The organism is Paenibacillus dendritiformis, assembly GCF_945605565.1.
GTDB classification, from domain to species: domain Bacteria; phylum Bacillota; class Bacilli; order Paenibacillales; family Paenibacillaceae; genus Paenibacillus_B; species Paenibacillus_B dendritiformis_A.
On the sequence record NZ_OX216966.1, the window covers coordinates 1,855,617 to 1,882,491 of the forward strand.

18 protein-coding genes are annotated in these 26,875 nt (G+C 56.2%); 13 read left to right on the top strand and 5 right to left on the bottom strand.

Annotated elements, in window-relative coordinates; genetic code table 11:
- Window positions 1-25: 25 nt before the first annotated feature.
- Complete coding sequence (locus NNL35_RS08015; protein ID WP_254553219.1) at window positions 26-901, top strand: radical SAM/SPASM domain-containing protein; 876 nt, start codon at window positions 26-28, stop codon at window positions 899-901.
- 59 nt (window positions 902-960) lie between these two features.
- Here the strand turns inward: NNL35_RS08015 and NNL35_RS08020 are convergent, their stop codons facing one another.
- A complete protein-coding gene (locus NNL35_RS08020) occupies window positions 961-1,335 on the bottom strand; it encodes a hypothetical protein (RefSeq protein ID WP_254553221.1) in 375 nt (124 codons plus the stop codon).
- A gap of 251 nt (window positions 1,336-1,586) precedes the next feature.
- Between NNL35_RS08020 and NNL35_RS08025 the strand changes: the two genes are divergently transcribed.
- From NNL35_RS08025 to NNL35_RS08040, 4 genes are all read left to right on the top strand, one after another.
- Window positions 1,587-3,461: a TerB N-terminal domain-containing protein gene (locus tag NNL35_RS08025; RefSeq protein WP_254553222.1), complete on the top strand. Its 1,875-nt coding sequence runs from the start codon at window positions 1,587-1,589 to the stop codon at window positions 3,459-3,461.
- A 6-nt stretch (window positions 3,462-3,467) separates the two neighbouring features.
- Window positions 3,468-4,787, top strand: a complete 1,320-nt coding sequence (locus tag NNL35_RS08030) for an ATP-binding protein (protein WP_111153138.1) — start codon at window positions 3,468-3,470, stop codon at window positions 4,785-4,787.
- Window positions 4,784-6,958 carry a DEAD/DEAH box helicase gene (locus NNL35_RS08035; RefSeq protein ID WP_254553224.1) on the top strand — a complete coding sequence of 725 codons (2,175 nt, stop codon included), beginning with the start codon at window positions 4,784-4,786 and terminating at the stop codon, window positions 6,956-6,958. Before NNL35_RS08030 ends, NNL35_RS08035 begins: the two co-directional genes overlap by 4 nt.
- Before the next feature lie 187 nt (window positions 6,959-7,145).
- Window positions 7,146-7,994 (top strand): DUF6612 family protein, encoded by an 849-nt coding sequence (locus NNL35_RS08040; RefSeq protein ID WP_111153136.1) that lies wholly within the window; start codon window positions 7,146-7,148, stop codon window positions 7,992-7,994.
- A gap of 104 nt (window positions 7,995-8,098) precedes the next feature.
- Here NNL35_RS08040 and NNL35_RS08045 read toward each other — a convergent pair whose 3' ends face one another.
- Both NNL35_RS08045 and NNL35_RS08050 read right to left on the bottom strand, forming a co-directional pair.
- The gene (locus NNL35_RS08045; RefSeq protein ID WP_254553226.1) at window positions 8,099-9,388 is read right to left on the bottom strand and encodes a histidine--tRNA ligase; all 1,290 of its coding nucleotides are present in this window, start codon (window positions 9,386-9,388) and stop codon (window positions 8,099-8,101) included.
- A 253-nt stretch (window positions 9,389-9,641) separates the two neighbouring features.
- The gene (locus NNL35_RS08050; RefSeq protein WP_254553228.1) at window positions 9,642-10,478 is read right to left on the bottom strand and encodes a coiled-coil domain-containing protein; all 837 of its coding nucleotides are present in this window, start codon (window positions 10,476-10,478) and stop codon (window positions 9,642-9,644) included.
- A gap of 452 nt (window positions 10,479-10,930) precedes the next feature.
- Here NNL35_RS08050 and NNL35_RS08055 point away from each other — a divergent pair, with 452 nt between their 5' ends.
- The 4 genes from NNL35_RS08055 to hflX all read left to right on the top strand — a co-directional run bounded on the left by NNL35_RS08055 (window position 10,931) and on the right by hflX (window position 19,560).
- Window positions 10,931-11,731, top strand: a complete 801-nt coding sequence (locus NNL35_RS08055; RefSeq protein WP_254553230.1) for a DUF6612 family protein — start codon at window positions 10,931-10,933, stop codon at window positions 11,729-11,731.
- A gap of 778 nt (window positions 11,732-12,509) precedes the next feature.
- Window positions 12,510-16,100: a family 10 glycosylhydrolase gene (locus tag NNL35_RS08060; protein ID WP_254553231.1), complete on the top strand. Its 3,591-nt coding sequence runs from the start codon at window positions 12,510-12,512 to the stop codon at window positions 16,098-16,100.
- A gap of 183 nt (window positions 16,101-16,283) precedes the next feature.
- Window positions 16,284-17,609, top strand: a complete 1,326-nt coding sequence (locus NNL35_RS08065; protein WP_254553233.1) for a S41 family peptidase — start codon at window positions 16,284-16,286, stop codon at window positions 17,607-17,609.
- 676 nt (window positions 17,610-18,285) lie between these two features.
- Window positions 18,286-19,560 (top strand): GTPase HflX, encoded by a 1,275-nt coding sequence (gene hflX / locus NNL35_RS08070; protein WP_006677537.1) that lies wholly within the window; start codon window positions 18,286-18,288, stop codon window positions 19,558-19,560.
- 101 nt (window positions 19,561-19,661) lie between these two features.
- Here the strand turns inward: hflX and NNL35_RS08075 are convergent, their stop codons facing one another.
- Window positions 19,662-20,558, bottom strand: a complete 897-nt coding sequence (locus NNL35_RS08075; RefSeq protein WP_254553235.1) for an AraC family transcriptional regulator — start codon at window positions 20,556-20,558, stop codon at window positions 19,662-19,664.
- A gap of 200 nt (window positions 20,559-20,758) precedes the next feature.
- On the opposite strand from NNL35_RS08075, the gene NNL35_RS08080 reads away from it, so the two are divergent.
- Window positions 20,759-21,460 carry a hypothetical protein gene (locus NNL35_RS08080; protein ID WP_254553237.1) on the top strand — a complete coding sequence of 234 codons (702 nt, stop codon included), beginning with the start codon at window positions 20,759-20,761 and terminating at the stop codon, window positions 21,458-21,460.
- Window positions 21,461-21,772: 312 nt separating this feature from the next.
- Window positions 21,773-23,158, top strand: coding sequence for a hypothetical protein (locus tag NNL35_RS08085; RefSeq protein ID WP_254553239.1), 1,386 nt, complete (start codon window positions 21,773-21,775; stop codon window positions 23,156-23,158).
- A gap of 765 nt (window positions 23,159-23,923) precedes the next feature.
- On the opposite strand, the gene NNL35_RS08090 is transcribed toward NNL35_RS08085, so the two are convergent.
- Window positions 23,924-24,289, bottom strand: coding sequence for a VOC family protein (locus NNL35_RS08090; protein ID WP_254553241.1), 366 nt, complete (start codon window positions 24,287-24,289; stop codon window positions 23,924-23,926).
- Between the two features lie 98 nt (window positions 24,290-24,387).
- On the opposite strand from NNL35_RS08090, the gene NNL35_RS08095 reads away from it, so the two are divergent.
- Both NNL35_RS08095 and mtnA read left to right on the top strand, forming a co-directional pair.
- The gene (locus NNL35_RS08095) at window positions 24,388-25,413 is read left to right on the top strand and encodes a helix-turn-helix transcriptional regulator (protein WP_254553243.1); all 1,026 of its coding nucleotides are present in this window, start codon (window positions 24,388-24,390) and stop codon (window positions 25,411-25,413) included.
- A gap of 257 nt (window positions 25,414-25,670) precedes the next feature.
- Entirely contained in the window at window positions 25,671-26,750 is a 1,080-nt protein-coding gene (gene mtnA / locus NNL35_RS08100; protein ID WP_254553245.1) for an S-methyl-5-thioribose-1-phosphate isomerase, read from the top strand.
- The last annotated feature ends 125 nt before the right edge of the window (window positions 26,751-26,875 follow it).

Below are 26,875 nucleotides of genomic sequence, written 5' to 3' on the forward strand. Positions count from 1 at the left end.
TAGCGATAGAATGGAGAACATAGACTTGAGGACATTTAAAAAAGTATATATCGAGATTACAAGCATCTGTAATCTGGCCTGCAGCTTCTGTCCGCAGACGGAACGGAAAGCGCAGTTCGTCCAGCTCGACGCGTTCCATCGTATTCTTGACCAGATTAAGCCGCATACGCGCCATATCTACCTTCATGTCAAAGGCGAGCCGCTGCTCCATCCCCGCATTGATGAACTGCTGGACGCCAGCCATGAGAAAGGGTTCAAGGTCAATATTACGACCAACGGCACGCTGATCCGGAAGAACCGGCACAAGCTGCTCGGCAAGCCGGCGCTTCGGCAGATGAACTTCTCGCTCCATAGCTTCGACGGGCATGAAGGATCGGAGAATCGGGAGCAATACTTGTCCGATATTTTATCCTTCGTGCGGGAGGCGGCTGAGCACCAAGTGATCTTTTCCTTCCGGTTATGGAATCTCAATCCGGCGCATGCCACGTCGCTCCAGAAGCGAAGGAACCGAGAGACCTTAGAGATGCTGGAGAAGGAATTTAACCTGGACTACCATATCGAAGAAAAGGTGGTGCCCGGGGGAGGCATCCAAATCGCGGATCGCATTTACTTGAATCAGGATTATGAATTCCAATGGCCGAGCCTGGATGCGCCGGAAGATGACGGCAAGGGCTTCTGTCATGCGCTCCGAAGCCAGGCGGCGGTGCTGGTTGACGGAACGGTCGTCCCGTGTTGTCTGGACGGCGAAGGCATCATTCGCTTGGGCAATGTTCACCATGCTCCTTTTGCCGAGATCGTGGAGGGCGAGCGCGCGAGCCGGCTGTATGAAGGATTTTCGCGTAGAGAAGCCGTTGAAGAATTATGCCGGAAATGCGGCTACCGCAAAAGATTCGGAACATAATGTAAGGTATCGAAAAAGGACGCCGGCTGGCGTCCTATTGTCTTGATCCCAGGCTTGGATTATTGCCGAATAATGAGAATATCCCGCGGCGGGATGCCCGTCCGTTGAATCGTGTTTATCTCGGAATCGGTCAATCTGCGGCCTACCAGGATGAAGGAAGAAGTCGCATTGTTGAAATTGAACCGGCCCAGGTTCGCTACATTCTGGCTTCCCCGGAACACGCGGAAAGAGCCCTGGAAGTTGATCCGCGAGAATAACACCAAGGTCACCTCATTCGCTTTGACCACATTGCGAAGCCGGAAGCTGGAGAGAACATTGTTGAACCGGAACGCACCCAAATCCCGAACCGCTACTCCTCCGCGGCGGAATACAATCCGTCTTCCTGTAAAGTTAATCCCGCTGAAAATAGCGAGCCTGACATTTCGATTGGTCATGATCGTATCACTCCTTCGTGTAAAGTACTAACAGTATATGAGGGGGGTTACAATCGGTTTAGACGTTTGGTGGCGGGGAAGCGCTCGTTTTTTGTTGTTCCTGTCCAGCGAACAACATTGCCGTTGATGGATGATATAATAGGTATGGATTTTAAGGTTTTCTTGAAAAACGATAGATCAAGCAGCCTGATGTGCATTACGCTCATATGAACCGATTTCAATTCATGATGAGAAGCGAGGACAGACCTATGATGAACCGCAACCGTGAGATCCATTTTGCTGAGCTGGAGCTGGAGGGCGGCGAGGAGGCCGTAATGGCGATTCCGCCCAGATCGGACACGGATAAGCCGGCTCCCCGGAATCGCATCGCGGATCAAGAGGCGGCGTTCAACCTGGCGCTCAGCCCTTTTACAACAACCAAAGAGAAGCGATTCGTTGAACAGGCCCGCCAGTGGGAATGGCATGTTGAGCCGCCGGCTCCCTTTGTTCCGTTCATGTGCTACTGGCCGGAATATAAGGATATGTCGGAAGGGCAGACGCGATGGTACTTTTATTGGCGGAATGAAGTTCGGGAAGGGCAATACCCGCCCACTGGACTGTCCTATCTGTTTCTTGTCATCTATGAACTGATTAACGGAATCGGCTGGAGGGAGCCAGTGCAGGGCTATTCGCTGATGAAGGAGATCTGGATCGCTTATCGGGAAGCGTTCCCGAAGCTGGATGATTATTTGCCCGATTGGCTTATGGACTTCATCCTTGTCCACCGTCTTGACGTCTCTGTCCGCGATGTCACGGCGATTGCCCCATGCTGTGTGTCCGGCGATGCGCTCGAATGGGAGCTGATGGACCGGTTCCGGAGCGAACCGCCGGATCTCCCGCTTGAAGCGGCGGCCCTGCTGTCGGACTATAATGTCATGCGAAGCAAGTTCTACGCCAATGGTGGACATGCCGTCTTGAACACATATATCCCCAAAGTATTCGCGGCTGTAGATGGATATATAAGCAAAAAATATGGCGCGCGCCTGATTGAGCGGCTCGATCCCGGCGAACCGGCAAGAAGGGAGCGATACTTGTTCCGCAGCGCCGTGTATGACTCCACGCTGTACGGCATCAGTACGGCAATCGAGTTTGTCCCGGTCAGTTCCCATGGGCCGCTGCGCGCCTTCGTAACCCAGCTCATCCGGTTAACCGAGAATACGCTGCGCGGACTATGCGGGTACAAGGGCAGATTGCGCGGCATCGCCGTCGAAGAGGAGATCGCTGCTCTCGTTCAGCGGTATCTGGAGCGGGAGGTTGGACGATCCGCCTCTGCGGAACAGGCAGGACCTGCCGTTCGCATTAATGCGGACAAGCTGGCTCGGCTTCAATCCGATTCGGATAAAGTGCGCGACCTGCTTACGGTGACGGAGGAAATGGGTGAGCCGGAAGGTGGGAGCCGGATCGGGGGACGGGAGCATAGTGAGCCACCCGGGGCGGGGACAGCCGGGCAGCGCGGCGAGCCGGAGGGACGGTGCGCCGAACCGGATGAAGTCCAGACGCTGCTGAGCCGGCTGACGGAGGAGCAGCTTCAGCTGCTGGCTGCGTTGATGGCCAATGGCGGGGAGCTGGACGGACAGGCGATTGGAAAGCAGGCTCCCTCCATCATGATCGATCTGGCGATGGATGAGATTAACGAAGCGGCCTTGGATGTGCTCGGCAATCTGGTCATCGAGGAGGAATCCGGATGGATCAGAATTGCAGAGGACTATCGGGAGGAGCTGGCGTCTATTGCCACTAGCGATCGTCCCGCTGCGCTGCCGTCCGGGCTTGGAGATGGCGCTGAGGACAAGGAGGCTGACCCTGACGGGAGGAATATCGTGCCCTCAGGGCAGCTCGACGGCCTGGACGAGGAATGGGTTCAATTCGCTCGTTCCCTGGAACCGGTGCATCGGCAAGCTCTGCAGGCTCTGCTGGCAGGAGAGGAGCATCGTTCGTTGATGAAGATCGCCGAGGCGCACGGTACGATGGCCGAGGTGCTTATCGATGAGATCAATGCCGCCTCCATGGAGTTTATCGGGGACCTGATCATTGATGGGGATGCGATTGCAGATGACTATCTCCCTATGATTGAGAAATTGGCGAGGTGAAGAACCATGATAGATAAGAAAATCCCGAAGCGCGTCACGACGGCGCTTATTAACTCCTTGACCGCCGGCGTCGTGCCGCGGATTGGGCTGGAGCATATCGCCGTCGGCCGCAAGCCGGAGATTGAAGCCATTCTTCGCGACCTGGACAATGTGGCCGAGGGAGGAGCGGCATTCAAGCTCGTGACGGGACGCTATGGGAGCGGGAAGAGCTTCCTGCTGCAGATGATTCGCAACTATGCGATGGACCGCAACTTCGTCGTTGCCGACGGCGATCTGTCGCCGGAACGGAGACTGGTTGGCACGAAGGGACAGGGACTGGCCACGTACCGCGAGCTCATGATGAATCTATCGACGCGCACCCGGCCGGACGGAGGGGCGCTGGAGACGATTCTGCAGCGATGGATTGCTTCGATTCAACAGCAGGCGATGACCGAGCTTGGCATGGGTCCGAACGACGCCGCCTTGATTATGGAGGTGGAACAGCGCATCGCAGCCGTCGCGAATGAAATGCGGAGTATGGTGCACGGGTTCGACTTCGCCAAGGTGCTGTCGTCGTATTGGACCGGGTATAAGAGGCTGGATGACGAGCTGAAGCAAGCTTCGCTGCGCTGGCTTCGCGGGGAGTTCGCGACGAAGACCGAGGCGAAGCAGGCTTTGGGCGTCGGGGTTATTATTGATGATGACAACTGGTACGATTACATGAAGCTGTGGTCGGAATTCGTCGCGAGGATTGGATATCAGGGATTGCTGCTGTTCATCGATGAAGGGGTTAACCTGTACAAGATTACGAACAGCATCTCCCGGCACAGCAATTACGAGAAGCTGCTGACGATGTTCAACGATACGATGCAGGGCAAGGCGGAGCACCTTGGCATCTTCATCGGCGGCACGCCGCAATTCGTCGAGGATGAACGCAGGGGGCTGTTCAGCTATGAAGCTCTGCGCTCGCGTCTCGTAAGCGGCAGATACGGGGCAGAGGGGCTCCGCAACTATACGGGGCCTCTTATTCAGCTGGACATGCTGTCTCATGAGGAGATTCTGATTCTGCTGCAGCGCCTGCGCCATATCCATGCCCTTCATTATGGAGTGGAGCCGCTGCTGACGGATGACCAATTAATCGCGTTTATGGAGAAGGCGGTCGGCCGGCTTGGAGCGGATGAGCTTCTGACCCCGCGGGAAATCATTCGTGATTTCATGGATTTGATGCACACGCTGCATCAGCATCCGGAGACGGCTTTTGACGATCTGATTGGGGAGCGGAGCGTCAAGCCTGCGGATTCCAATCCGGATGAAGTCAGCGACTTCCTGGCGGAATTCGAGCTATGAGCGGCATCCATCCTTTTCACCGGTTGGCGCCGTTCATTCAGGAGTATATTTACAAAAAGCGCTGGGACACCCTGAAGGAGGCCCAAGTCGGGGCCTGCCGCGTGCTGTTCGATTCGCCGAACCATCTGCTGATCGCATCCGGCACGGCATCGGGCAAGACCGAAGCCGCCTTCTTCCCGGCCTTGACGGAATTATACGAGCGTCCTTCCGCATCGGTCGGCATTCTGTACATCGGCCCGCTGAAGGCGCTCATCAACGACCAGTTCGAGCGTCTGAACGATATGCTGCGCGAAGCCGGCATCCCGGTGTGTCATTGGCATGGGGACGTGTCTCAAGCGGAGAAGGCGAAGCTGCTGAAAAGGCCGTCCGGCGTATTGCAGATTACGCCGGAATCGCTGGAAGGATTGTTGATGAACAAGCCGAATGCGATTCCCGCCCTATTCCACGACTTGCGCTATGTCGTTATTGATGAGGTGCATGCCTTCATGGGGGCGGATCGCGGCATTCAAGTGCTGAGCCAGCTGGCGCGGGTGGAACGGATGGCGGGCTGCCAGCCGAGACGGATTGGCCTGTCGGCGACATTGGGCGACTACGATGCCGCCTGTGAATGGCTGGGCGCAGGGACGCCGCATGCCGTCGAAGCCGTAGCGCCCCGTTCGGGCCGCAAATTGAGATTAAATGTCGAGCATTTCTCCTTCCCCGCCGCTCATGACGAGGAGCAGACGGAGCATGCGGCGAATGCGCGCAAAGCTTATTATGACTATATCTATGATCATACGCGGCTCAAAAAGGCGCTTATCTTCACGAACAGCCGCTCTGATGCGGAGCTGACGACGCTGGAGCTGCGCCGCGTCGCCGCGCGGCGTCAGGAGCGGGATGTCTTCCACGTGCACCACGGCAGCATTTCGGCCATGCTGCGCGAAGAGGCCGAAGCCGCGCTGCGCGTTGGCCGCGGGCCAGCGGTAGCTGCGGCTACCGTCACCTTGGAGCTGGGCATCGATCTCGGCGAGCTGGAACGTGTCGTCCAGTTGGGGGCGCCATATAGCTGCTCCAGCTTCGTACAGCGGCTTGGCCGCTCGGGAAGACGCGGCGATGCGGTATCCGAGATGCTGTTCACGATCCCGGAAGAGGAGGACGAGGAGGCGCAGCTCCCCGCCCGAATGCCTTGGACGCTGCTGCGCGCGATCGCAGTCATCGAGCTGTATGTGCGGGACAAGTGGATCGAGCCGCTCGCGCTGCGGAAGAAGCCAATCGGTCTGCTGTATCATCAGACGATGAGTATATTGAAGGGCATGGGGGAAGCGACGCCGGCCGAACTGGCCCGGGAGGTGCTGACGCTGCCGCCGTTCCGGAATTTCGATGCGGAAGAATATAAGCTCTTCCTCCGGTATTTGCTGCAGACCGATCATGTGCAGCGAACCGAGGAGGGGACGCTTTTGATAGGTTTGACCGGCGAGAAAGTCGTGAATCATTTTCGGTTCTATGCTGTATTTAAAGACGATGAAGAGCATGCCGTATATAACGGTTCGGAGGAACTGGGCTCGATCACGACCGTTCCACCGCCGGGCTATTGCTTTTCTCTGGCAGGCAAGCTGTGGAAGGTCGTCGAGGTTGACGGGAAGCACAAGGCCGTCTATGTCAAGCCGGCCCGCGGCAAGGTGGATACGCTCTGGCTCGGGGCCGGGGGCGATGTGCATACATCGGTCATGGCCAAGATGCGCGATATTCTAGCGGATCATGAGATCTATCCCTACTTGGCGCCGGGGGCTGTCAAGCGGCTCGAACGGGCCCGCCGTCTTGCCCGAGAGAGCGGTCTGCTCAGGCAGTGCGTGATTCCGGCGGGAGGGGACTCCTATTTCATCCTGCCCTGGGTGGGCACGAAGCCATTTCGAACATTGGAGCGCATCTTGAAGCACCGGCTTGCCGAGCGTCTTGCCCTCCGGTCCATTGTTCCGATGGAGCCGTACTATATGGTCGTCTCCGGTCATGCGGATGCGCCCGCATTGCTGGATCAACTGCGCGCAGAGCTGAATAACGGAACTGATTTGATGAATCTGTTAGGGCCGGAGGAGGCGCCTTATTTAGGCAAGTACGATGAATTCGTAGGTCCGGAGCTCGTCCGGAAGGCATTTGCCGTGGATGGGCTGGAGCTGTTCCCTGTCGAGTGGTAACGATTGGGCAGAGCGCTATTTGTCGAATTTTGGAGAATATTAGCTGCGTATTATGGTCCTTTATCACCATATAATTAGTCGAATAATTTCGCTTGCTTGGGACTATTTCCCCTGTCGCGCAGATTGTAGATATGGTTATTATGGATAGGTACGAAAATTTGTTACAGATCTTAGGAGGATACTGGCTTTGAAAAAATGGACACTTGCATTATTAGGGGCAATCTTGGCGTTGGGAATCACGGCTTGCGGCGATAAAGGCGCTACTGGTGCGACCAACGCGGAAAAACCGGCGGATACACAAACAGAAAACACGCCGGCAGTGAGTGCAGATGAACTGCTAACGAAGATGGCGGAAGCCAGCCAAAAGATGAAGAACTTCGCTATGGACGCGACAATCAACCAGAACATTACAGTCGCTCAAGGCGATCAGAAGCAAGAGCAGAAGGTTGATATCTCGATGAAGGCGGACTTCAGCAAAGAGCCATTCGGCATGTACCAAGAGATGAAGATGTCTATGCCTGGCCAAGGCGAACAGGATATCAAGCAATATATTTCCAAGGAAGCGATCTACACGCAAGTGGATGGAGAATGGGTGAAGCTTCCGGACGAAATGATTGGCGATATGGTTAAGCAGATGGAAGAATCCGCGAAAATCGAAGCTCAAATGGAGCAGTTCAAATCTTTCTCCAAAGATATGAAAGTAGCGGAAGAGGGAGACAAGTACGTATTGACAGCTGATTTGTCTGGCGATGGAATCAAAGAGCTCGCTAAGAACTTGATGAACCAGTCGGGCAGCGGCGAAGACGCGCAAACTCAGGCTCTGATCGAGCAAATGGATATCAAAAATGTCAAAGTTACGTATGCGGTCAACAAAGAATCGTTCCTGCCGCTTCAATCCGACGTCGACATGACGATGGAAATGGAGCAAGACGGTCAGAAAATCTCCATGGACATGGTGATGAAGAGCTCGTTCTCCAAGCATGACGAAGTGGGCGAAATCAAAGTGCCTCAAGAGGTGCTGGACAGCGCTCAATAATTTATACGCGTTCAACCGCCGGATCCGGAAGGATTCGGCGGTTTTTTGCGTGGAGCGGAGCTTCTCTCGCTGCGTGCCGAGAAGGAGGAGTCTTTCTCTCCGCTTCAGGCCAGTCCCAGCTTGCGCTCGATATGCCACATGGCCTCCTCCACGGTGACGACTGTCTCCGTCTGCTCGGCCATGTCCTTCAGGCGGATCGCTCCGATAGCGGCTTCGCTCTCGCCGATAAGCAGCACGAAGCGAATTCGTTGAGACGCGGCGGAGGCGAGCGCTCTTTTGAGCTTGCGTCCGCTGGTATCCAGCGAGGTGCGTATCCCGCTGGCCCGAAGCGCAGCGGCAGTCCGGAGAACCTCAGGCAGGGTATCCCCGATCGAAATGACAACGGCCGAAGCGCGGGTCCGTTCAGCCGGCCGCCGCGCAACGAGCGCCATGATTGATTCCATGCCGAACGACAGGCCGACGGTAGGGTAGGCTGCATCTTGCCGTCCCGTGAACTGGCCAATAATGGCGTCGTATCTTCCGCCGCCGCCGAGGCTTGAGGCGAAGGAGCCCGACGCATCGAAAATTTCATAAACGGTGCCGGTATAGAAGGAAAGCCCGCGGGACAGGAACGGGTCGAAGGCGCAGCTTGCCGCGAGCCCGGTCCCGTCGATTAGAAGCTGCAGGGCGCGCACCTCGGATACGCCCTCCGACGACTGGAGGCCGCAAGCCGCGGCGAGGGAATCGGCCGAGGTCTCTTCTCTCTCCATCAAGGCCAAGATCGCCTCGGTAACCGACGGCTCCAAGCCTTTGCCAAGAAGCTCGTCCTTGACCCCTTCTTTTCCGATTTTGGCAATTTTGTCGAGCGTCAGCATGACCGACAACGCCTCCCCGGCCGGGACGCCAATCGACTCCAGCAGTTCCCCCAGGAACCGCCGGTTGTTCCATCTTATCGTCACCGGGATGTCCAGGCGGCGGAACGCCTCGATGGCAAGCTGCATCAGCTCTGCCTCGGCTTCCGGCCCTGTAATGCCGACGATATCGGCATCGCATTGCAGAAATTCCCGCAGCCTTCCCCGTTTCACCGGCCCGTCGCGGAACACTTTGCCAATCTCATACCGCTTATACGGCAGCTGCAGACCGGGATTCATGGCGATTACCTTGGCGAACGGAATCGTCAGATCATAGCGCAGCCCTAACTGCCGCTCTCCTTGATCGCTCAACTGGTACATTTCCTTCACGATTTCTTCCCCGCCGGCATATTTCGATGTCAGTACATCAAGCTCATGCAAGATCGTGCTCTCCATCGCCTCGAAGTGGTACAGCTCGAACAGGTTCCGCAGCACGTCCTGCACTTGCTGGCGTGCCGCTTGCTCCGGACCGAAAAAATCATAGGTTCCTTTTACGTTTTGCATCGTATCCATCCTCCCTTGTTCCTATGGAAAATAAAAAACGCGCCGGACCTCTTGGTCCCGCGCGCCGGATAGATGCCGCAGGGAGGCCAACGCGAACAGCGTTAGCCCTCCCTGATAGGTTCAGGGGTGCTAACGCTTCTTGTGATGATGAAGTTGGGTCTGCTTGATTCGGTTCATGAGCAGGTTCCTCCATCGCATGTAGTATTATCGAGTATAGCGACTGGGTTGGAAAAAAGCAACTCCTCCGCCGGTCTCACGAAGGGGAATAAGACTGGAGCTGTGTCTTCGTCTTCTGAAGGATGTCTTCGATCTTTTGCTCTAGTTGGAAGACTTGGCGGCTGCGTTCATTTCGCTGGCGGGAGGAGGCTGTCATCGAGGTGAGCGCCTTCAGGCTGGCGCTGGCATCGCCCTTCCTCGCGGCTTGCGTCAGCCTGCTTCGGGCCGCAGAGAGGCGGCTCTTATAGGTGCTGGCGGCACTCTTCGCTCTCTTGATCTGGACCTTGACCGTATCGATGGCGGACAGAGTATGGCGAATGCGCTTGACGGCATCGGTGCGGGCTTGCTTGGCCGCCTTCAGGGCGGCTTGGCGGCGGCGGATGTCCTCGCGCGCGGTCTGGACAAGCGGCTTCATGCCGGTATGCTGCAGGCGAAGCGCCGCGTTCAACTGCTTGTTCTTCCATATCTTCGCGGCCGAGATCTGCTTGTTCAAGGCGCTGTAGGCGTCGAACAGCGGTTGATACTTCTTCTTCGCCTCTTGGACTTGCGAATTGAGGCGCTTCAGCTTCTCCTCGTGCATACGCTTCAGCTGCTGCCGGATCACGGTGAGCGCTTCCGCATTATCATAGTGCAGGCGCTTCGTCTTCTCCTGCCATTCCCGCTCCGCCGTCTCGAACTGAAGCAGTTCCCGGTAGAGCTGAGTCAGCTTGTCCGCCTGCGTCCGGTCCGCTGTCGTGACCATCTTGTCGAAGGCAGCTTTGGCCGTGGCGGACAGCTCTGCCGAAGCCGCGTGGAGGGCGGCCGGGCTGGCCAGCAGGCATGCGAGTGCAATCAGGATCACTGCCATGATCGCGCCCGGTTGTTTCTTCATCATGATCGTTCCCATCCTCTCTTCATGTTTTTCAGAAAATATCCGGCCCTGCCTTCCCTATCCCCACGCGCAAGACAGGAAAAAGCAAAAAAGCACCTGCAAGAAGGGCCGTTAAGCCCATTCTTGCGGGTGCTTCCATCGCAAGTGCCGTTATTTGTCATTCAAGTTAATGATATGAAAGAATGCGAGGCTTGTCAAGGCGAACAGACTATGAGAGTGTCAAACTTCGCAAAACTTGTATGGAGAGGCTTGATAGCACCTATAGAGTGCTTTATTGGGAAGAGGGGTTTGTCGAAATATGGGAGATAGGAGCATGCGATTGCCGTTCTTTCTGCCCATGTAATTAGTCGGCTGCTGTTTCCAGTTCAGGACTATTCTCTCTGTCAACAGATAGGCCGTATGGTTATTATGATGAGGTCTTAACATTTACTACAGATATTAGGGGGATATTCGCATTGAGAAAGTGGGTAATTGCATTATTAGGAGCCGTTGTGGCCTTCGGTCTTACGGCTTGCGGCGGCAGTGACGTCGACGCGGCCATTACGGCAGACGAACTGCTGGCAAAGACGATAGATGCCAACCAGAAGATGAAGAGCTTCTCGATGGAAGGAACTGCGATCGATAAGATTACGGACGGTATAGGAGAGCAGAAGGAAGAGAGGCAATTGGAATCAACCATAAAGCTGGACCTGAACAAAGAGCCGTTCGGCATGTACTATGAGAATAGGAGAGTGTATGGAGGGCGAGAGGAAGTTCAGCAAACGTTGTACGTTGAGGGGGAGGAAGCCTATGTGAACCTCGGCGACGGATGGTATGAATATCCGGAAGAGATGGTTGACGAGCGGCTGGAAAGACTCGAAATATTCGCGCATCCCGAGAACCAGTTGGAGCTGTTCCGATCGAGGGCCCAAGATATGAATGTGAAGGCGCGCGGCAATAAGTATGTGTTGACGGCTGATCTGACCGGCGAGGGAATTCAGGAACTGGTTAAAGGATTGATAAGTCAGGCAGGCAGCGGCGAACAGGAACATATGAAATGGTTTTTGGAAGCATTGCATGCAAAAAATATAAAAGCTTCGTTTCTTATTTATAAAGATTCGTTCCTGTTGGTTCAAGCGGAAGTAAGTATCATTTTGGAACCGAAAGAATATGGAAAGTATTCTACTCAAGAACTAGTGACGAAAAGATCATTCTCCCGCCACGATAAAGTGGGCGTAATCAAGATTCCGCAAAAGGTGATTGACAGCGCGAAATAGTATAACCAGACAACCGCCATATCCGGGAAGGTGCGGCGGATGTCGGCGAATACGGCGTGCATTTGGGCAGCGGCAGCGTCTACAAGGTAGCGGCCGGCGCTTGGTATATTATCCCGGTTCATTCGCAGCATCAGGGCCTGCTCTTCCCGTCGCTCCTAGATGAGCTTTTAACTACATCCGGTCCTTGCTCTGATGACAGGGGCCGGGCTGATTAGAGGAATTTTAGCGAAATCCTGCACCCGCGCAGGATTTTTTTGCTTTAGCTGGCCGATTTGGCAGAATTACTGCAAAACTACATCAATTCCACCCGATTTCCTCCGATTCAAGCCGCAATAGCTTAAATTCCTGCACATTTGCAGCTTTCCTTCTGCCAAGTAGGGGGACCGGCCGAAATCCTGCAGAATGGCAGCATTCCCTTTTACCATGAAGCAGCTTTGCCCCAAAAACGGCATATGCCGGGGTGATTTGCACCGTCCTCACTGTCCATCCCGGGCTTGTTCCAGAAGCCGGGTTATCAAGAAAGCGGGCATAGGCTGAGCCGCGACGATTATACGTCGTCCAGAGGGGAAATTCCTGCTCCATTTTAAAATTATATTTTATAAAAACTATTGATATTTAAAATAATGTTTCAATATGATAGGGAGTAACAGCCGCGAGCTGTTCAGATGAGAGTAAAGGAGGGAGCAATGATATCTGTTCGCTATGCTTGGCAGCATGATTGACAACACGGAAGAAGCTAAGAAGTGATCAATCATCTCATTAGGGAGTGAATGAACGAATGAACAGGACACGGCATTCATTTCACGGCAGGGCGATGATGTCTCTTATGGTGGCGCTTATTCTTTTGCTGGGGACGGGGTTAACCGGATTTGGAAGCGCTTCACCGCTTGTCCATGCGGAAGAAGCGGACGGAGCGGGGCCGATCGTGCTGGAGGAATTCGAGAATCTCGAGAACCTGCGGGCCAGCCATGTCAGAGCCAATTCCGCCGAATTGAGCCTGGTCAGCCGGCCGGAGACCATCTATCACGGTCATCATGCGGTAAAGCTGAGCTATGACTTTATCGGCCAACCGGATACATCGGCAGCGTATGTGAACTTCTATAATCCGGATGGCACAAGGGGGAGGGTGATCCCGGGCAAGCCCCGGAAGCTAGGCGTATGGGTGTATGGCAATAAAAACAATAACTGGCTGCGTGCAGCCGTGGCGGATGGGAGCGACAAGGCTTTACCTGCGATTGATTTTACGACATCATCGGGCTTCAATTGGCAGGGATGGAAATATGTCGCCGCTGACGTTCCGCAAAATATACAATGGCCTCTGAAGCTGAACCAGATCTATATGGCCGCGACAAAAGCGGAAAACAAAAACAACGGAGCCATCTATTTCGATCGGCTGTCCGCTATCTATGCAAGCTCACCGATTCTTCAGCTGGACATCGCTGGATTGCCGCCGCAAATGCAGGCCGGGAGCAGCCAAGCGGTTCAAGTCGTTGAGACGCGCAACGGCAGTACGGCTCCCCAGCGGATCGAGAGAGGCGTCCACCTGACCAGCAGCGACGAGAGTGTCGCAACGGTGACAAGGGCGACGTATGATTCGATCACGGCCGTCGGTGTCGGCACGGCCATTATTACGGCCGAATACGGCGATGCGCCCCCGGTCCGGGTGACGCTGACCGTGACAGAGGATGCGCCGGAGCTGGAGCGGATTGAGGTGTCCGGCCCGCAGAAGATGGTGCGGACGGCGACCGGCGCTTTGAAGGCGTATGCGGTCTACGCGGGTAGCGAGGCGCCGGTGGAAATGTTCGGCGGCGCCAACTTCGCCAGCAGCCGGCCGGAAGTGGTGGGCGTCGATGACCGCGGCGGGCTTGAAGCGCGGGCGATAGGGGCGGCGGCGATTACGGTTACGTCTGTAACCTACCGCAACATCTCGACGGTGCATGAGATCGAGGTGACTGAACCGATACCCGAGCTGGAGAGCATCCAATTGCGCGGCTTGAGTGCGGTCATGATCGGCGGATCGTTCGAGACGGAGGTGTACGGCACCTATTCGTGGGTGGAGGAGCCAGTCAAAATTACAGAAGGCGTGAAGTATACGAGCAGCAATCCGGAGGTAGCCTCGGTCGATGAGAACGGGACGGTGACCGGAATGAAGGTAGGTGGAACGCGCATTATGGCAACGTATGAGGGCAAGACCAGCTCCGTGTATGTTGTAGTCAATAAGTCGGCAGTTATTCCGAAGGCGGAGATGAGAGCGGCGTGGATCGCGACGGTGGAAAATATCGATTGGCCGGCGAAGGGCACGACCGGCGCAGAGGAGCAGAAGCAGCAGTACAGGAAGCTGCTCGACGAGCTGCAGGCCGCGGGAATGAACGCGGTCATAATGCAGATTAAGCCGACGGCGGATGCCTTCTACCCGTCGGAATACGGCCCATGGTCGGAGTGGCTGACGGGCGTGCAGGGACAAGATCCGGGGTATGATCCGCTCGCCTTCATGCTGGAGGAGACCCATAAGCGGAATATGGAATTCCATGCCTGGTTCAATCCGTACCGCGTCAGCATGCAGAGCGATATCGAGCGGCTGGTGGAGGATCATCCGGCGCGGAAGCGTTCGGACTGGGTCCTCTCGTTCGGGGGCAAGCTGTATTTCGATCCGGGCAATCCGGAGGCGCGGCAATTCATCACGGACAGCATCATGGAGGTAGTGAAGAAGTACGACATCGATGCCGTTCATTTCGATGATTACTTCTACCCGTATCCGATCCAGGGCACTGAATTCCCGGACAATGTCTCGTATGCCAAGTACGGGGCGGGATTCCCGGACCGGGCCGCCTGGCGCCGGGACAATGTGAACCAGTTCATTCGCGGCATAAGCGAGGAGATTAAGCGGGAGAAGAGCTACGTCAAGTTCGGCATCAGCCCGTTCGGCATCTGGAGGAACAAGAGCGATGATCCGTCAGGCTCCGATACGAACGGATCGAGAAGCTATGATAATCAATATGCCGATTCGAAAAAATGGGTGGAGGAGGAATGGATCGATTACATCACTCCTCAGATCTATTGGTATATGGGCTATTCTCCGGCCGCCTATGACATATTGATTGCCTGGTGGAGCGGAGTGACGGCTGGCAAGAACGTGCATCTGTACAGCGGCCAGGCGATCTACCGCATCGGACAGGGAGACGGGTGGATGGATCCGGAGGAAATGCCGAACCAGGTGAACTTCAACCGCAATTTCGCGGAAGTGTCCGGCAGCATGTATTTCAGCGCCCAATGGTTCGCCGCCAATCCGCTTGGCTTCACCGATCGTCTGCGCAGCGATCTGTACCGGTATCCGGCGCTCGTGCCGGCGATGCCTTGGCTTGATGCGCAGGCTCCAGCCGCGCCTTCCGGGGTATCGGCCCGCAATGCTGGCGGAGGCGTCGAGCTGAAGTGGAAGACGGCGAGCGATGAGTCGTACTATGCCGTCTACCGGTTCGAGGGCAAGACCGCGGGCAGCATTGCAGACCCGGCTCATCTGCTTGGCACGATGCGCAAGCAGTCCGGGCAAGCGATGCAGGCTTACGTGGATCGCACGGCAACGAAGGGACAACAATACACGTATGTGGTGACCGCCGTCGATCGGCTTCATAACGAGAGTGCTGCCAGTGAAGCGGTCACCTTGACGGCAGCGGAACCGACCGATCCGAAGCCGCCGCCGTCCGATCCGCCGTCATCGTCCGGCGGTTCCTCCTCGTCTCCGTCGCCAGCGCCTTCCAAGCCATCACCGCCTGCGGCGCCGACGACGCCGACGGTGCCGCCTGTTGAACCGGCTGTTCCGGTCTTCCCGGATCTTGCCCCGGTAGCCTGGGCGCAGGAGGCCGTTCAGCAATTGGCGGCGCTCGGCATCGTCAAGGGGGATATGGACGGCAAGTTCCGGCCGCTGAAGCCGGTGACGCGCGCCGAGTTCGTGGCGATGCTCGTCCGCGCCTTCGATCTGCAGGATGACGGCACGGCGCTCAACTGGAAGGATGTGAAGGAGACGGATTGGCATTATACCGTCATCGCGGCAGCGAAGCAGGCCGGGCTGGTGCAGGGCACGGGCAAGGACAGATTCGAGCCGAACCGGCCAATCACCCGCCAGGAGATGGCGGTAATGGCTGGGAAGGCGCTTGCCGCCTTCACGAGCACGCCGGCGGCGAGGGACGCGGAGTCGGTATTGGCCCGGTTCAAGGATCGGGAAGCGATCGCTTCCTATGCCGCCGAGGCGGTTGCGATGCTCGCACAGGAAGGCATCGTGAAGGGAACAGGCAGCGGCCTGTTCCATCCGAAGGGCGAGGCGAACCGGGCGCAGGCCGCCGTCATCGTCTGGAAGATCGTGCAGAAGAAGTAATAACTGTTGCCGAAGGAAAAACGGAACAGGCTATGTCATATAACCCCGGGTGCTCCCGGGGTTAACTTTTTCCCTGAATTGTAACAAAAGGGCATCATCGGGCGGATTGTCGCGGCCTTCGAATTGGGATAGAATGGGAAGGAATATTTGGAAAATTTATCATTCGAATAGGAAGCGAAACATATGAACAACAAAAGCTGGCTCATATCGGCGGCGGGCCTGCTCCTCCTGCTCGGACTGGCTGCCTGCGAGGCGAAGGAATCGCCAAGCGGGACAAGCGGGAGCATTTCCGCTCAGGCGGAGCCGAAGCAGACGGAGAATCCCGCGCCAGCCGGTGGAGGGAGGAAGATTTTGGACCCGGACAAGCTGACGTTGACGGAGGAACAGAAGCGCGAGGACTTTGAAGCGATGGTGCGCATCATCAAGGACAACTCCCCGTTCCTCCAGGTCAATCAGCGCGTCCATCATACCGACTGGCTGCAGAACGTGGATCGCTATGAGCAGTTTGTGCTGCAGGCGAACACCGATCAAGAGTTCAGAGACAAGATGAACACGGTTCTGAGCGATTTGAACAATGGACATACGTACTTTTTGGATAAATCCTCCTATGAAAACATGAAGCGAACGTATGCTGATATAAAAGGAAGAGAGCTGTGGCATCAGCAGTTAAACCAGCCGCATGTGGAAGCGCGTTATTCCGGTACTTGGGACGCGAAGTCGGGTCTGTCCCGGGGATCCGTTTTCGGAGGATGGTCAGCTTTGCCCATGACTCGAATCCTGGAGGAAGGCAAGCTGGCTTATGTGTCCATTCCGAGCCTGTCTCATGATCGAATCGAAGCGGATATAAACGCGGTGCTTGCGCCTTTTCTGGAGAAGATTCGAAGCTATGACGCGCTCATTATCGATATCCGGGGCAATGGCGGCGGATCGACGTCCTATTGGGGTATGCTCGTGCCGCAGCTCATGAAGGAGCCTCTGACTTCGGTAAGTTATTTCCTTTTCCGCAAGGGAGAGCTGGCCCAGCAGTATGCCCATTCGGCTTATGCACCGGAGCAGTTGCTTCCTGTCGCTCAACTGAAGGAAGAATTGGGATCGGTCGAGTTGGCGCCGGAGATCGAGACGGATTTCCAAAATTATATTAAAAACACGATAACAGTATCCCCTGATGCGGGCAAGGAATTCCGCGGGCGAATCTACATGCTCGTCGACGGGGACGTGTACTCGTCAGCGGAAGCGTGGGCGGTGTTCGCCAAGAGCACGGGCTGGGCGACCTTGGTCGGAGAACGGACTGGCGGGGATGGAATCGGGATCGACCCGCTGATCGCCTCCTTGCCCCATAGCGGCTACGCCTTCCGCTTGCCTGCCGTCATGGGCTTAACCTCGTCGGGAGTCATTAATGAAGAGCGGCAGACGGAGCCCGATATGGAAGTCAGTGCCGTCAAGACCGGGAATCTGCTGGAAGACCCTGCTGTAGAGGCCGTGATTCAGGAGGAGAAGAAGCACAGGTAGCCACAGAGGTGAAGAGAGCTAATTTTCGGAAAAGTTCCATGCCCGCCCTTGCTCTTGGGATGGACCTGTGTTAGGATAGGGATAACTTTGACAGAACGGAGGGTCACCGATGATTGACATGGCAACCATCTTCCGCTTGGGAAGAATCCGATTGAACGTATATGACACTAACTGAATAGTGCTCATTTGCTCTGCCTGTGTGCAGAGTGATCGGGAATGGTCTGCCTTGGTTGCTCAGAGGAACCCTAATATGTTGCGCGACAGAAGAGGGAGGGACGATGCCTGCCTCTTTTGTTGTGCCTATATGACGCAGCACCTGCCAGGAACGAAGCGCTGGATGAAGCCGCTTCTTCTTCGGCGAACGCCTTCTTTCGTGCGCCCGCCTGCTCCGTAACGGGAGTCTGCTGGCCGCGATCGGCCTTCGCTCTTACTCGGATATTGGCGGGATAGAAGGCTTGCGGGGTGACCGTGATTTCACGCGTGCCGTGAGGGGTATCCTTATATGCAGGGATGCGCTGCTATGCTCCTCTGCAAGCGGCTCCGTTGCGGGGCTCGTCTTCCGATGACTCGAAGCACAGGCGGAATGCCTGTGTTTTTTTGTATTGCTACTCATGATTTACAATAATGATGATCCGTGCTCAAGCGGGACTTGAGTGCGGCAACGGGGGAATAAAGTATGGAACAACTTACGATACAGCCGCAAAAAGCGGTGCTGGCCGGCGTAAATCTGAATCATCAGACGGACTTCGACTATTCGATGGAGGAACTGGCGAATCTGGCCGCAGCCTGCGGCGTGGAGGTCGTCGGCGTCGTGACGCAGAACCTGAGCAAGGTCAACACGACGCATTATATTGGCACTGGCAAGCTGCAGGATGTGACGATTATGCTGAATCAGCATGAGGCGGACATGGTCATTTTCAATGATGAGTTATCTCCTTCGCAGCTTCGCAACCTGGAAAAGGATCTCGACTGCAAGGTCGTCGATCGCACGCTGCTTATCCTCGATATTTTCGGCGAGCGGGCCAAGACGAAGGAGGCGCAGCTTCAGGTGGAAGTGGCGGAGCTGCAGTATATGCTGCCGCGCCTGGTCGGTCTCCGCGAATCGCTGGGCCGTCAGAGCGGCGGGGTCGGCACGAAGAACAGAGGGGCGGGGGAGAAAAAGCTGGAGCTGGATCGCCGCCGGATTGAGGAGCGGATTACCGCGCTGAACAAGGAGCTGGAGATACTTGTCGCCCACCGCCAGACTCAACGGAAGAAGCGGAAGAAAACCGAGCTTCCGGTCGTATCGCTCGTCGGTTACACGAACGCGGGCAAGTCGACGGTGATGAACACGCTGGTGGAGCTGTTCACCGATTCGAAGGACAAATTCGTGTTCGAGAAGGATATGCTCTTCGCCACGCTGGACACGTCTGTTCGCAGCATTGATCTGGAGGACAACAAGACATTCCTGCTGACCGATACGGTCGGCTTCGTCAGCAAGCTGCCGCATCATCTCGTCAAGGCGTTCCGCTCGACGCTCGAGGAAGTGAAAGAGGCGGACCTGCTGGTCCATGTCGTCGATTTCTCCAATCCGGAGTACGAGCAGCATATCCGCATCACGAACGAGACGCTGAAGGCGATTGGGATCGAAGGGATTCCGATGATCTATGCGTACAACAAGATCGACCTGAAGGAAGGCGCCATTCCCGAATCGCAGGATTCGATTATTTATATGGCTGCCAAGCGCAAGCAGGGCATCGATGAGCTGCTCGCCGCCATTCGCGCCCATGTGTTCAAGGATTATGTGAAATGCGAAATGCTTATTCCCTATGATCAGGGACAGCATGTGTCCTACTTGAATGAGCATGCGAACGTCCTCGCGACCGAATACGAGGAGCTGGGGACGAAGCTGACGCTGGAATGCCGTCAGAGCGATTATCAGAAATTTGCGCAGTATGTGTGCGAGGCCTAAGCCTAGGCTGAACCGAACAGAGCCGCTTCCTTGACTATCGTCAGGGGCGGCTTTTTTGCATAGTCGGGTTGGGAGGAAGAGGGGGATGAGGCGGTTCGCGCTCAGGCCCGGTTCGAACGCTGCATATGGCGGTATTTCAAGGGCGTACAGCCCGTCAACTCCTTGAAAATGCGCCCGAAATGGGTCAGGCTCTCGAAGCCGACCCGTTCCGCGATAATCCCCATCTTGGCATCGGTATCCCGCAGCAGGAGGCGCGCTTCCTTGATGCGTACGTTGTTCACGTATTCGACCAGCGTGAAGCCGGTGCTGTCCTTGAACATTTTGCAGAAGTATGAGGGACTGATATAAAACTGCCGGGAAATCGAATCCAGCGTAATGCGCTGGCTGTAGTTCTCGTTGATGAAGTTGACGATGGCGATGCTTTTGGGATGGACCTGCTGCGGGCAGGCTGCATGCTGGTGTTGGCTGCTGTCTGCCTTGCGCTTCAAATAGATGAGCAGCTCCATAAGCAAAATTTTGACATAATACGCATAGCCCGGGGGCTGGCGCAGTGATTCATGCACCATCCGGTCGAACAGCCCCTCTACCGTGCTCTGCTCGCTGCCGTCGAGACGGAGCAGATGCGTATCGGCCTGGAAGGTAGAGAACACGTCGAAATCCCCTTCCTTCGGGAGCAGGTCCGCGATGAATTCCCGCTTGAACTGAAGCGTGATGCGTTCGAAGGCTGCGCCGCTCGAATTGACCAGCTTGTGAATCTCGTTGACGTTAATGAACAGCAGCATGCCGCTCACCAGATGGTAGGTCTTATCCCCGACGAAGTACGATAATTCGCCCGAGACAAGATAGAAAATCTCATAGGCGTCATGGTAATGACGCGAAGGCATGCTGGAACGGATCTTCCGTTCCCGGCTAATGTCGAAGATATCCGATTCATAGAAATTCGTCTCTTTGGCATCGGTCGTATCCAAGGCGATCAGCTCCATTGGGTTGATGTGCATCAGTGTACCGCAGGATCGGAGGGAAAACAAGGATATACCAGCGGAATCAGGCCTAGATTCAACATATATTATTATTGTTGTCTTTTGTCAGTTCATGAGTCGAAAGAATTAGGAAAAATGTCATAACATCTGAATTTTCTTATAGTAAAATAGGCGGGTATGGTGGTATATTTAGACATATAGAAAAAGGGGGTCTTATCTTGAGAAAGAAATCAGCAGCCATCAGTGTGGCAACACTTCTTCTAGGGATGACGGTGGCTGGATGCAGCGGCGGCGATTCCGCGACGGCCGAGCTGGAGAAGAAAATAGCGGCATTGGAGAAAGAAAATGCGGAACTGAAAGCAACCTTGGGCAATGCGGATGCGAGTAAAGCCGATGGAGAGAAGAAGGAGAACGCAGGCAACGACAGCGCCGGCAAGTCAGAGGAGACGTCTGACAAAGATTCTGCTCCGGCAGACAAAGCCAAAAGGATCGAAGCGAAAAAGCCGCTCGAAATCGCTGATTTTGCCGAGCTGACCATTCAAGGAGCGAAGCTCGGCAACAAGATTACGCCGCCGAACCCGGACAGCTTCTACTCCTATTATGAAGTGAAGGATGCTTCCAACACCTACTTCGACACCGTGATCAAGGTCAAGAGCTTGCTCACCGAAGGGAAATCGGCGGATGAGTTCGTTTCGGTCAAGGTCATCTACGATAATAAATATGAATATAACGCATTTTCCACGATCGAGGATAAAGGCGGGGCGGACTTTACCTATACCAATATTACCAGGATCGAACCGCTGAAAACGGGCACGCTTCATTTCATTGCCGAGGTGCCTGCCGAAGTGGCGAAGGACAAGAAGCCGATCCAGGTCATCATCTCCAGCAACGGTGAGGATTATACATATACTTATCGTTAGAAAATGTTCCATCTTGCGTGCAAGATGGTATATCGAATCGAATTCTGCATCCAAGTGCGGGCCTCCAGAAAGTAAGTTTTCCTGAGAGGTTCGCATTTTTATTTTATCCGGCTCACCGGCCTGCGAGACGACAAGGTGTTCTTCTTCTGCTGCGGGCTGTATGAGCGTCTCGCCCGCAATGGGCAAGCCGCTTCGCATCGTACGGGAGCCCCGGGGGCTGAACCGGTAAAATACAAGGCATGGCCCCGGCCGATGCAGGCATACAATCTATCAATCGGATGTGAACCCTATTGAATCGAGGAGGCCGGTTGGATGAAGAAGACAGGGATTGGGTTGCGCATAGGCCTGCTGGCCGGGGCAGTGGCGCTTGCCTTGGCGCCGGGCGCTGCGAGCCTGGCGGCTGCGGCGGCTGGCGGTTCTGACGCGGCAGAGCCGGGAGACCGAATTGCGGCCATGAAGCAGGACGAACGGGCTCAGTACTTCGAGCAAGCGGAGAAGAGACTGGCCGAAGCGGAACGGAAGCTCGCGCAATCGAAGGCGCTGTATCTGGACGTTCCGTATTCCAGCATCGACAGCAAGCTGCTTGACGCGAAGCTGGCTTACGCCCGGGCCGCCTCGGACGATAGCGAGCGCGACGCCGCGCAGCTCAGCCAACAGGTGGCGGCGTTGGAACGGTTCCTGACGGAGGCGGAGCATTTGAATACGGAGTCCCGGAAGGTGGAGCTGCGCGGCATCCGGCTGCGGGTAAGCCCGAGCCCGGGCGATAACGAGGCCGGCCGGGTGCGGGAGCGGCTGGAGCGCATCAAGGCCGCGCATTTCAACGCGGTCTATCTGGAGACCGCGGATCGGGTGGGAGCGGAGTCGGATCAGGGCTCGAGGGCGAAACCGAGTGCGACTGTGAGCGCGTCCGGGACCGCAAATCCGGACGAGGCCGTGAACCCGGCCGCGAATCCGGGTGTGACTGCGCCGAACGCGAGTCTGGAAGCGTCCGCGAAACCGAGTGCGAGCCCGGGCGTGATCGCGAACCCGAGCGCGAGTGCGGCCGCGAACCCGCTCCCCGCAAGCCCACCGCCAGCGACGAGCCTTACGTTAGATGTTATGCAGGTGTACATCGATGAGGGGGTAAAACTCGGCTTGGCCGTTTATGCCGGGGAAGCCGGCCCGTTCGGCGGCAAGCAGGGTGCTGCCATTGCGGACATCCGCATCGGCGCGGAGACGGAGCCGGCGGCGGTAAGGGAGCTGATTCGGCAGAATGGAGCGGATCATGGCCTTGGCGCGATCATCACGGGGGAAGAGGAGTTCTTCGCTGGCGGTTATGAACGCGAGCTGTGGTTCGGCCTGTACCGCAACCAGGCGGTCCTGCCGGAACGTGACGCTACGAAGCCGGTCCGCGTACTGCTGGAGCAGATGTCCCGCAAGGTGGGCGCGATCTATGTCCCGTTCGGCGGGATGAGCGGAGCCGCTGCGGAACGATATAAGCCGCTGCTGGACCTGCTGGCGTCGTCGCTCTCGCGCACGCCTCAATGGAGTGGCAATGCCGCCGCTTCGATGCGGGATACCTTGATTCAGCTGCGGGAATATATTCACCAGGACACGGAAGTGAAGGAAGAAGTGCGGAACCGGATGGACGAGGATATCGATCAGTGCATCGAGCTGTTGGATGCGCATTTGGCAGCACATCGAGAAACGGGGCGATGAGGCGGCGCGGGCTTTTTGCAAGGGGGGTAAGGGTGGTGCGTTTGTAAGCGCTCTATTGAGAGGGATGCATTGCAAGAGGCTGACCTCTTCTACTGCGGCGAGCTTGAGCTGCTGTGATGCAAGCTGATCTGCTGCGCTGCAAGCGGCTGAGCCGCCACGGCTCTGCGCGCGGCCAGGGCCAATCCTGCAAAAGTGCAGCAATCGTCTCATTGGTGAGCCCCCGATGCGCCAATCCTGCAAAAGTGCAGCATTTTGCCCGTCGAATCGCGGAATGAAGCAGAACCGCGTGAAATTGATGTACTTTTACAGGAATTCCTGCTTCGATGCGCATTTTACGGTGAAAATCCTGCTCCTGCGCAGGAATTTTATCCCGCCGTACCGGCAACCCAACAGCAGACGCATCAAGTCGCGAAGGATGAAGGAGATGTGTGTTCGGATACGCTAAGATACGGTAGGATACAGAGGATATAGTGGATACTATACGACACGGAGGACACTGGAGGATACTTTCGATCCGGTAGGAAGCGGCGGGATAACAGCTACGGTACAGTAACAGAGATCCCAGACAAAAGAACGGAAGAATAGAACGGCATGTCTGCGGCATGCCGTTCTTCGGCGTTCCGGGCTTCCGTTACGAATGCAAGCGGTCTCGGCGCGGTTACGGGCGCCAGGCCCAAGCCCAGAAGGGGCCGCTGCCGCCCGCCAGAGCCCGGCCGCTGCCGCCAGGCCCCGGCCGCGGCGGTGCTTGCCCGCCGGTCGGGCTTTTTATTGGCCGACGAGCACGAAGACGTTGCGGTCCGGCGCCTCCATGACGGCCACATGGCCCGATTCCGTCGGAAAAGGCTTGCGAATCCAGCTGATATCGGTTCTGACGGACAGTGCTTCATAAGTTTCGCGGACGTCTTCGACATAGAATTCAATGTCGGCCGTCTGGAGATCGGGATTATTCTGCAGGACGAGCTCGGAGCTTTTGTCGTCCGGGAACTTCATTCCGGCCAAGGTCCATGTTCCGCCGTCGCCGAGAGGCCGCTCGATGCGCCAATGCTCCGTCAAGCCGAGCGATTGGTAGAACTCGATCGAGGTCTCGATGTTTGCGGTGTACAGAGCGACGCATTCCAGTCTTTTGAACATAGTTGTTATTCCTCCTAGCAGTTGTTGTGCCGTGCTTGTGTCTACTGTATCATCTATATACGTCATAATTTGTCGTAGATAGAAAAGAAGTTGTCCCCATGAATGCAGAACACGGCGCGTTCACGATGGATGTGCCGGGAACAGAAGAGGAACGATGCATGCAAAAAGCGAAAAGGCTGATCGAGTTAATGATGCTTATCAACAAAAAACAGCAATTTACGGCGCGCGATTTGGCGGAAGCATGCGGCGTATCGCTGCGAACCATCCAACGAGATCTGCGCGACCTGGAGGAGCTGGGCGTGCCGCTGTATGCCGAATTCGGGCCTAAGGGCGGTTACAGGCTCCTCAAGGAGAAGCTGCTGCCCCCGCTGACGTTCACGGAGAACGAGGCGGTTGCGATGTTCTTCGCCTATCAGTCGCTGCACAACTACGCGTCAATACCGTTCGGGGAGGAGGCCGTCTCGGCGCTGAGCAAGTTCTACAATGTTCTGCCCCCGAACGCGAAGCGGACCATCGACCGTCTGAAGGACTGCATTCAATTCTGGACCCCGCGGAGAGAGCAGGAGGCTCCGTTTTTGCAGCAATTATTGGAGGCGGCTGTCGAGCGGCAAGTCATTGCGATCCGCTACGATTCGGCGCAGGGAGAGAATGAACGTGACATCGTGCCACTTGGGTTATATGCGCATAACGGCTATTGGTATTGCCCGGCCTATTGCTTCCGGAAGCAAGCCTACCGCTTGTTCCGAGCGGACTATATCAGAGCGCTGGAGTCGCGGGAGCCATTGGAGCCAGAGATGCGGAGGCAGATTAAGAAGTTGATAACGCTCGAGCAATGGTTCCTGCCGCCTGAACGGCAGCATACCGTATCGCTGCGGGTGGAATTGACCCGCTTGGGGGTGAGGAAATGCGAGGCCGATCCATGGCTCGATAAAGCGATCACGCGGCATGAAGACGGAACGGGCACGATCGAGACCCGTATTGGCGAGGGCGAGATCGGATACTATGCGGAGCGGATATTCGGCTTGGGCACGGATGCCTTCGTTAAGGAGCCTCCCGAGTTGATCAACACCATCGTAGACAAGCTGGAGCAGCTTCGCAGCCGGTACGGTGCTAATCAGGCTTAGGGCATCAAGCCATAAGCTCAACATGAAAATGAAGCAAAACCATGAACGGAAACCGACCGGAGAAGGAACGGCAAAAGACTGGCTCCTGCCGGCGATTCGAGATATGATGAATTTATTCGAAGCAAGACTTGTGCTGGCGTGGAAGAACTGCGCGACAGTACTTACGTTTCCTGGTATCATCATCATGATAGGATTGTCAGGGCATACGGCGGGAGTGACAGGGCTGAGCCGACAGCAGAGACGGAGGTCAGAGGACGATGGGAGACAACAATATCACGGCGGCGATGATTCAATCGGTAACCTTGGATGACGTGAACGATACGCTGGTCATCCTGGACCAGACCATGCTGCCGAACGAGAAAGTATTTCTCAGGCTCAAGGAATTGAAGGATATTTGGGACGCGATCTACCATCTCAAGGTACGAGGCGCTCCGGCGATCGGCATTGCCGCGGGGTACGGACTGTACCTGGGCGTCAAGGCTTCGGCGGCGGCGACGAAGGAAAAGCTGGCCGAAGATTTTGAGCGGGTCAAGGACTATCTCGCTTCCTCCCGTCCGACGGCGGTGAACCTGTTCTGGGCGCTGGATCGGATGGAGTCGCGCTTCCAGCGTGAGCTGAGTGGAAGCATCGCCGAGATCAAGGAAGCGCTGCGGCAGGAAGCGGAAGCGATCCGGGCCGAGGATGAGCAAGTCTGCGAGCAGATCGGCCGGCATGCCTTGTCCCTGCTGAAGCCGGGCTGGGGCATCTTGACGCACTGCAACGCGGGGGCGATCGCGACGGCCAAATACGGCACGGCGCTGGCGCCCATCTATTTGGGCGAGGAGCAGGGGTACGGCTTCAAGGTGTATGCCGACGAGACGAGACCGCTGCTGCAAGGCGCGCGGCTGACAGCATGGGAGCTGCAGCAAGCGGGCATCGATGTCACGCTCATCTGTGACAACATGTCTTCCATCGTCATGAAGGAAGGCAAGATTCAAGCCGTCCTGGTCGGCTGCGATCGCGTGGCGGCCAACGGAGATACGGCCAATAAGATCGGCACGTCGGCGGTAGCGATTCTGGCGAAGCACTACGGCATTCCGTTCTATGTGTGCGCGCCGTTGTCCACGGTCGATCTGCGGTGTGCGACAGGCGACGACATTCATATCGAATTGCGTCCGGATGAAGAGATTACGAGCAAATGGTATGAAAAGCCGATGGCCCCGGAAGGGGTCAAAGTGTATAACCCGGCCTTCGATGTGACCGATCATGAGCATATCACGGCGATTGTTACGGAGAACGGCATTGCTTACCCGCCGTTCGCGGACAGTCTGCCCGCTATGTTCGCGAAGCGGAAATAACACCAGAAATGCAGCAGCCAGGCTCAGCATAGTGAGCCTGGTTTTTTGAGTTAATGCATAATAGTGACGAAATGGAAGAGGCAGCGTTTGCGCATTTGTGGCTTTTGCCGCCTCACAGGATCCGG

Bases quoted from the DNA above. Each gene is read 5' to 3' on its own strand.
- NNL35_RS08045 (WP_254553226.1), bottom strand. From the start codon at position 9,388: ATGCAAAACGTAAAAGGAACCTATGATTTTTTCGGTCCGGAGCAAGCG.
- NNL35_RS08085 (WP_254553239.1), top strand. From the start codon at position 21,773: ATGAAGAAGACAGGGATTGGGTTGCGCATAGGCCTGCTGGCCGGGGCA.
- NNL35_RS08025 (WP_254553222.1), top strand. From the start codon at position 1,587: ATGAACCGCAACCGTGAGATCCATTTTGCTGAGCTGGAGCTGGAGGGC.
- NNL35_RS08035 (WP_254553224.1), top strand. From the start codon at position 4,784: ATGAGCGGCATCCATCCTTTTCACCGGTTGGCGCCGTTCATTCAGGAG.
- mtnA (WP_254553245.1), top strand. From the start codon at position 25,671: ATGGGAGACAACAATATCACGGCGGCGATGATTCAATCGGTAACCTTG.
- NNL35_RS08030 (WP_111153138.1), top strand. From the start codon at position 3,468: ATGATAGATAAGAAAATCCCGAAGCGCGTCACGACGGCGCTTATTAAC.
- hflX (WP_006677537.1), top strand. From the start codon at position 18,286: ATGGAACAACTTACGATACAGCCGCAAAAAGCGGTGCTGGCCGGCGTA.
- NNL35_RS08065 (WP_254553233.1), top strand. From the start codon at position 16,284: ATGAACAACAAAAGCTGGCTCATATCGGCGGCGGGCCTGCTCCTCCTG.
- NNL35_RS08090 (WP_254553241.1), bottom strand. From the start codon at position 24,289: ATGTTCAAAAGACTGGAATGCGTCGCTCTGTACACCGCAAACATCGAG.
- NNL35_RS08075 (WP_254553235.1), bottom strand. From the start codon at position 20,558: ATGCACATCAACCCAATGGAGCTGATCGCCTTGGATACGACCGATGCC.
- NNL35_RS08095 (WP_254553243.1), top strand. From the start codon at position 24,388: ATGAATGCAGAACACGGCGCGTTCACGATGGATGTGCCGGGAACAGAA.
- NNL35_RS08020 (WP_254553221.1), bottom strand. From the start codon at position 1,335: ATGACCAATCGAAATGTCAGGCTCGCTATTTTCAGCGGGATTAACTTT.
- NNL35_RS08050 (WP_254553228.1), bottom strand. From the start codon at position 10,478: ATGATGAAGAAACAACCGGGCGCGATCATGGCAGTGATCCTGATTGCA.
- NNL35_RS08060 (WP_254553231.1), top strand. From the start codon at position 12,510: ATGAACAGGACACGGCATTCATTTCACGGCAGGGCGATGATGTCTCTT.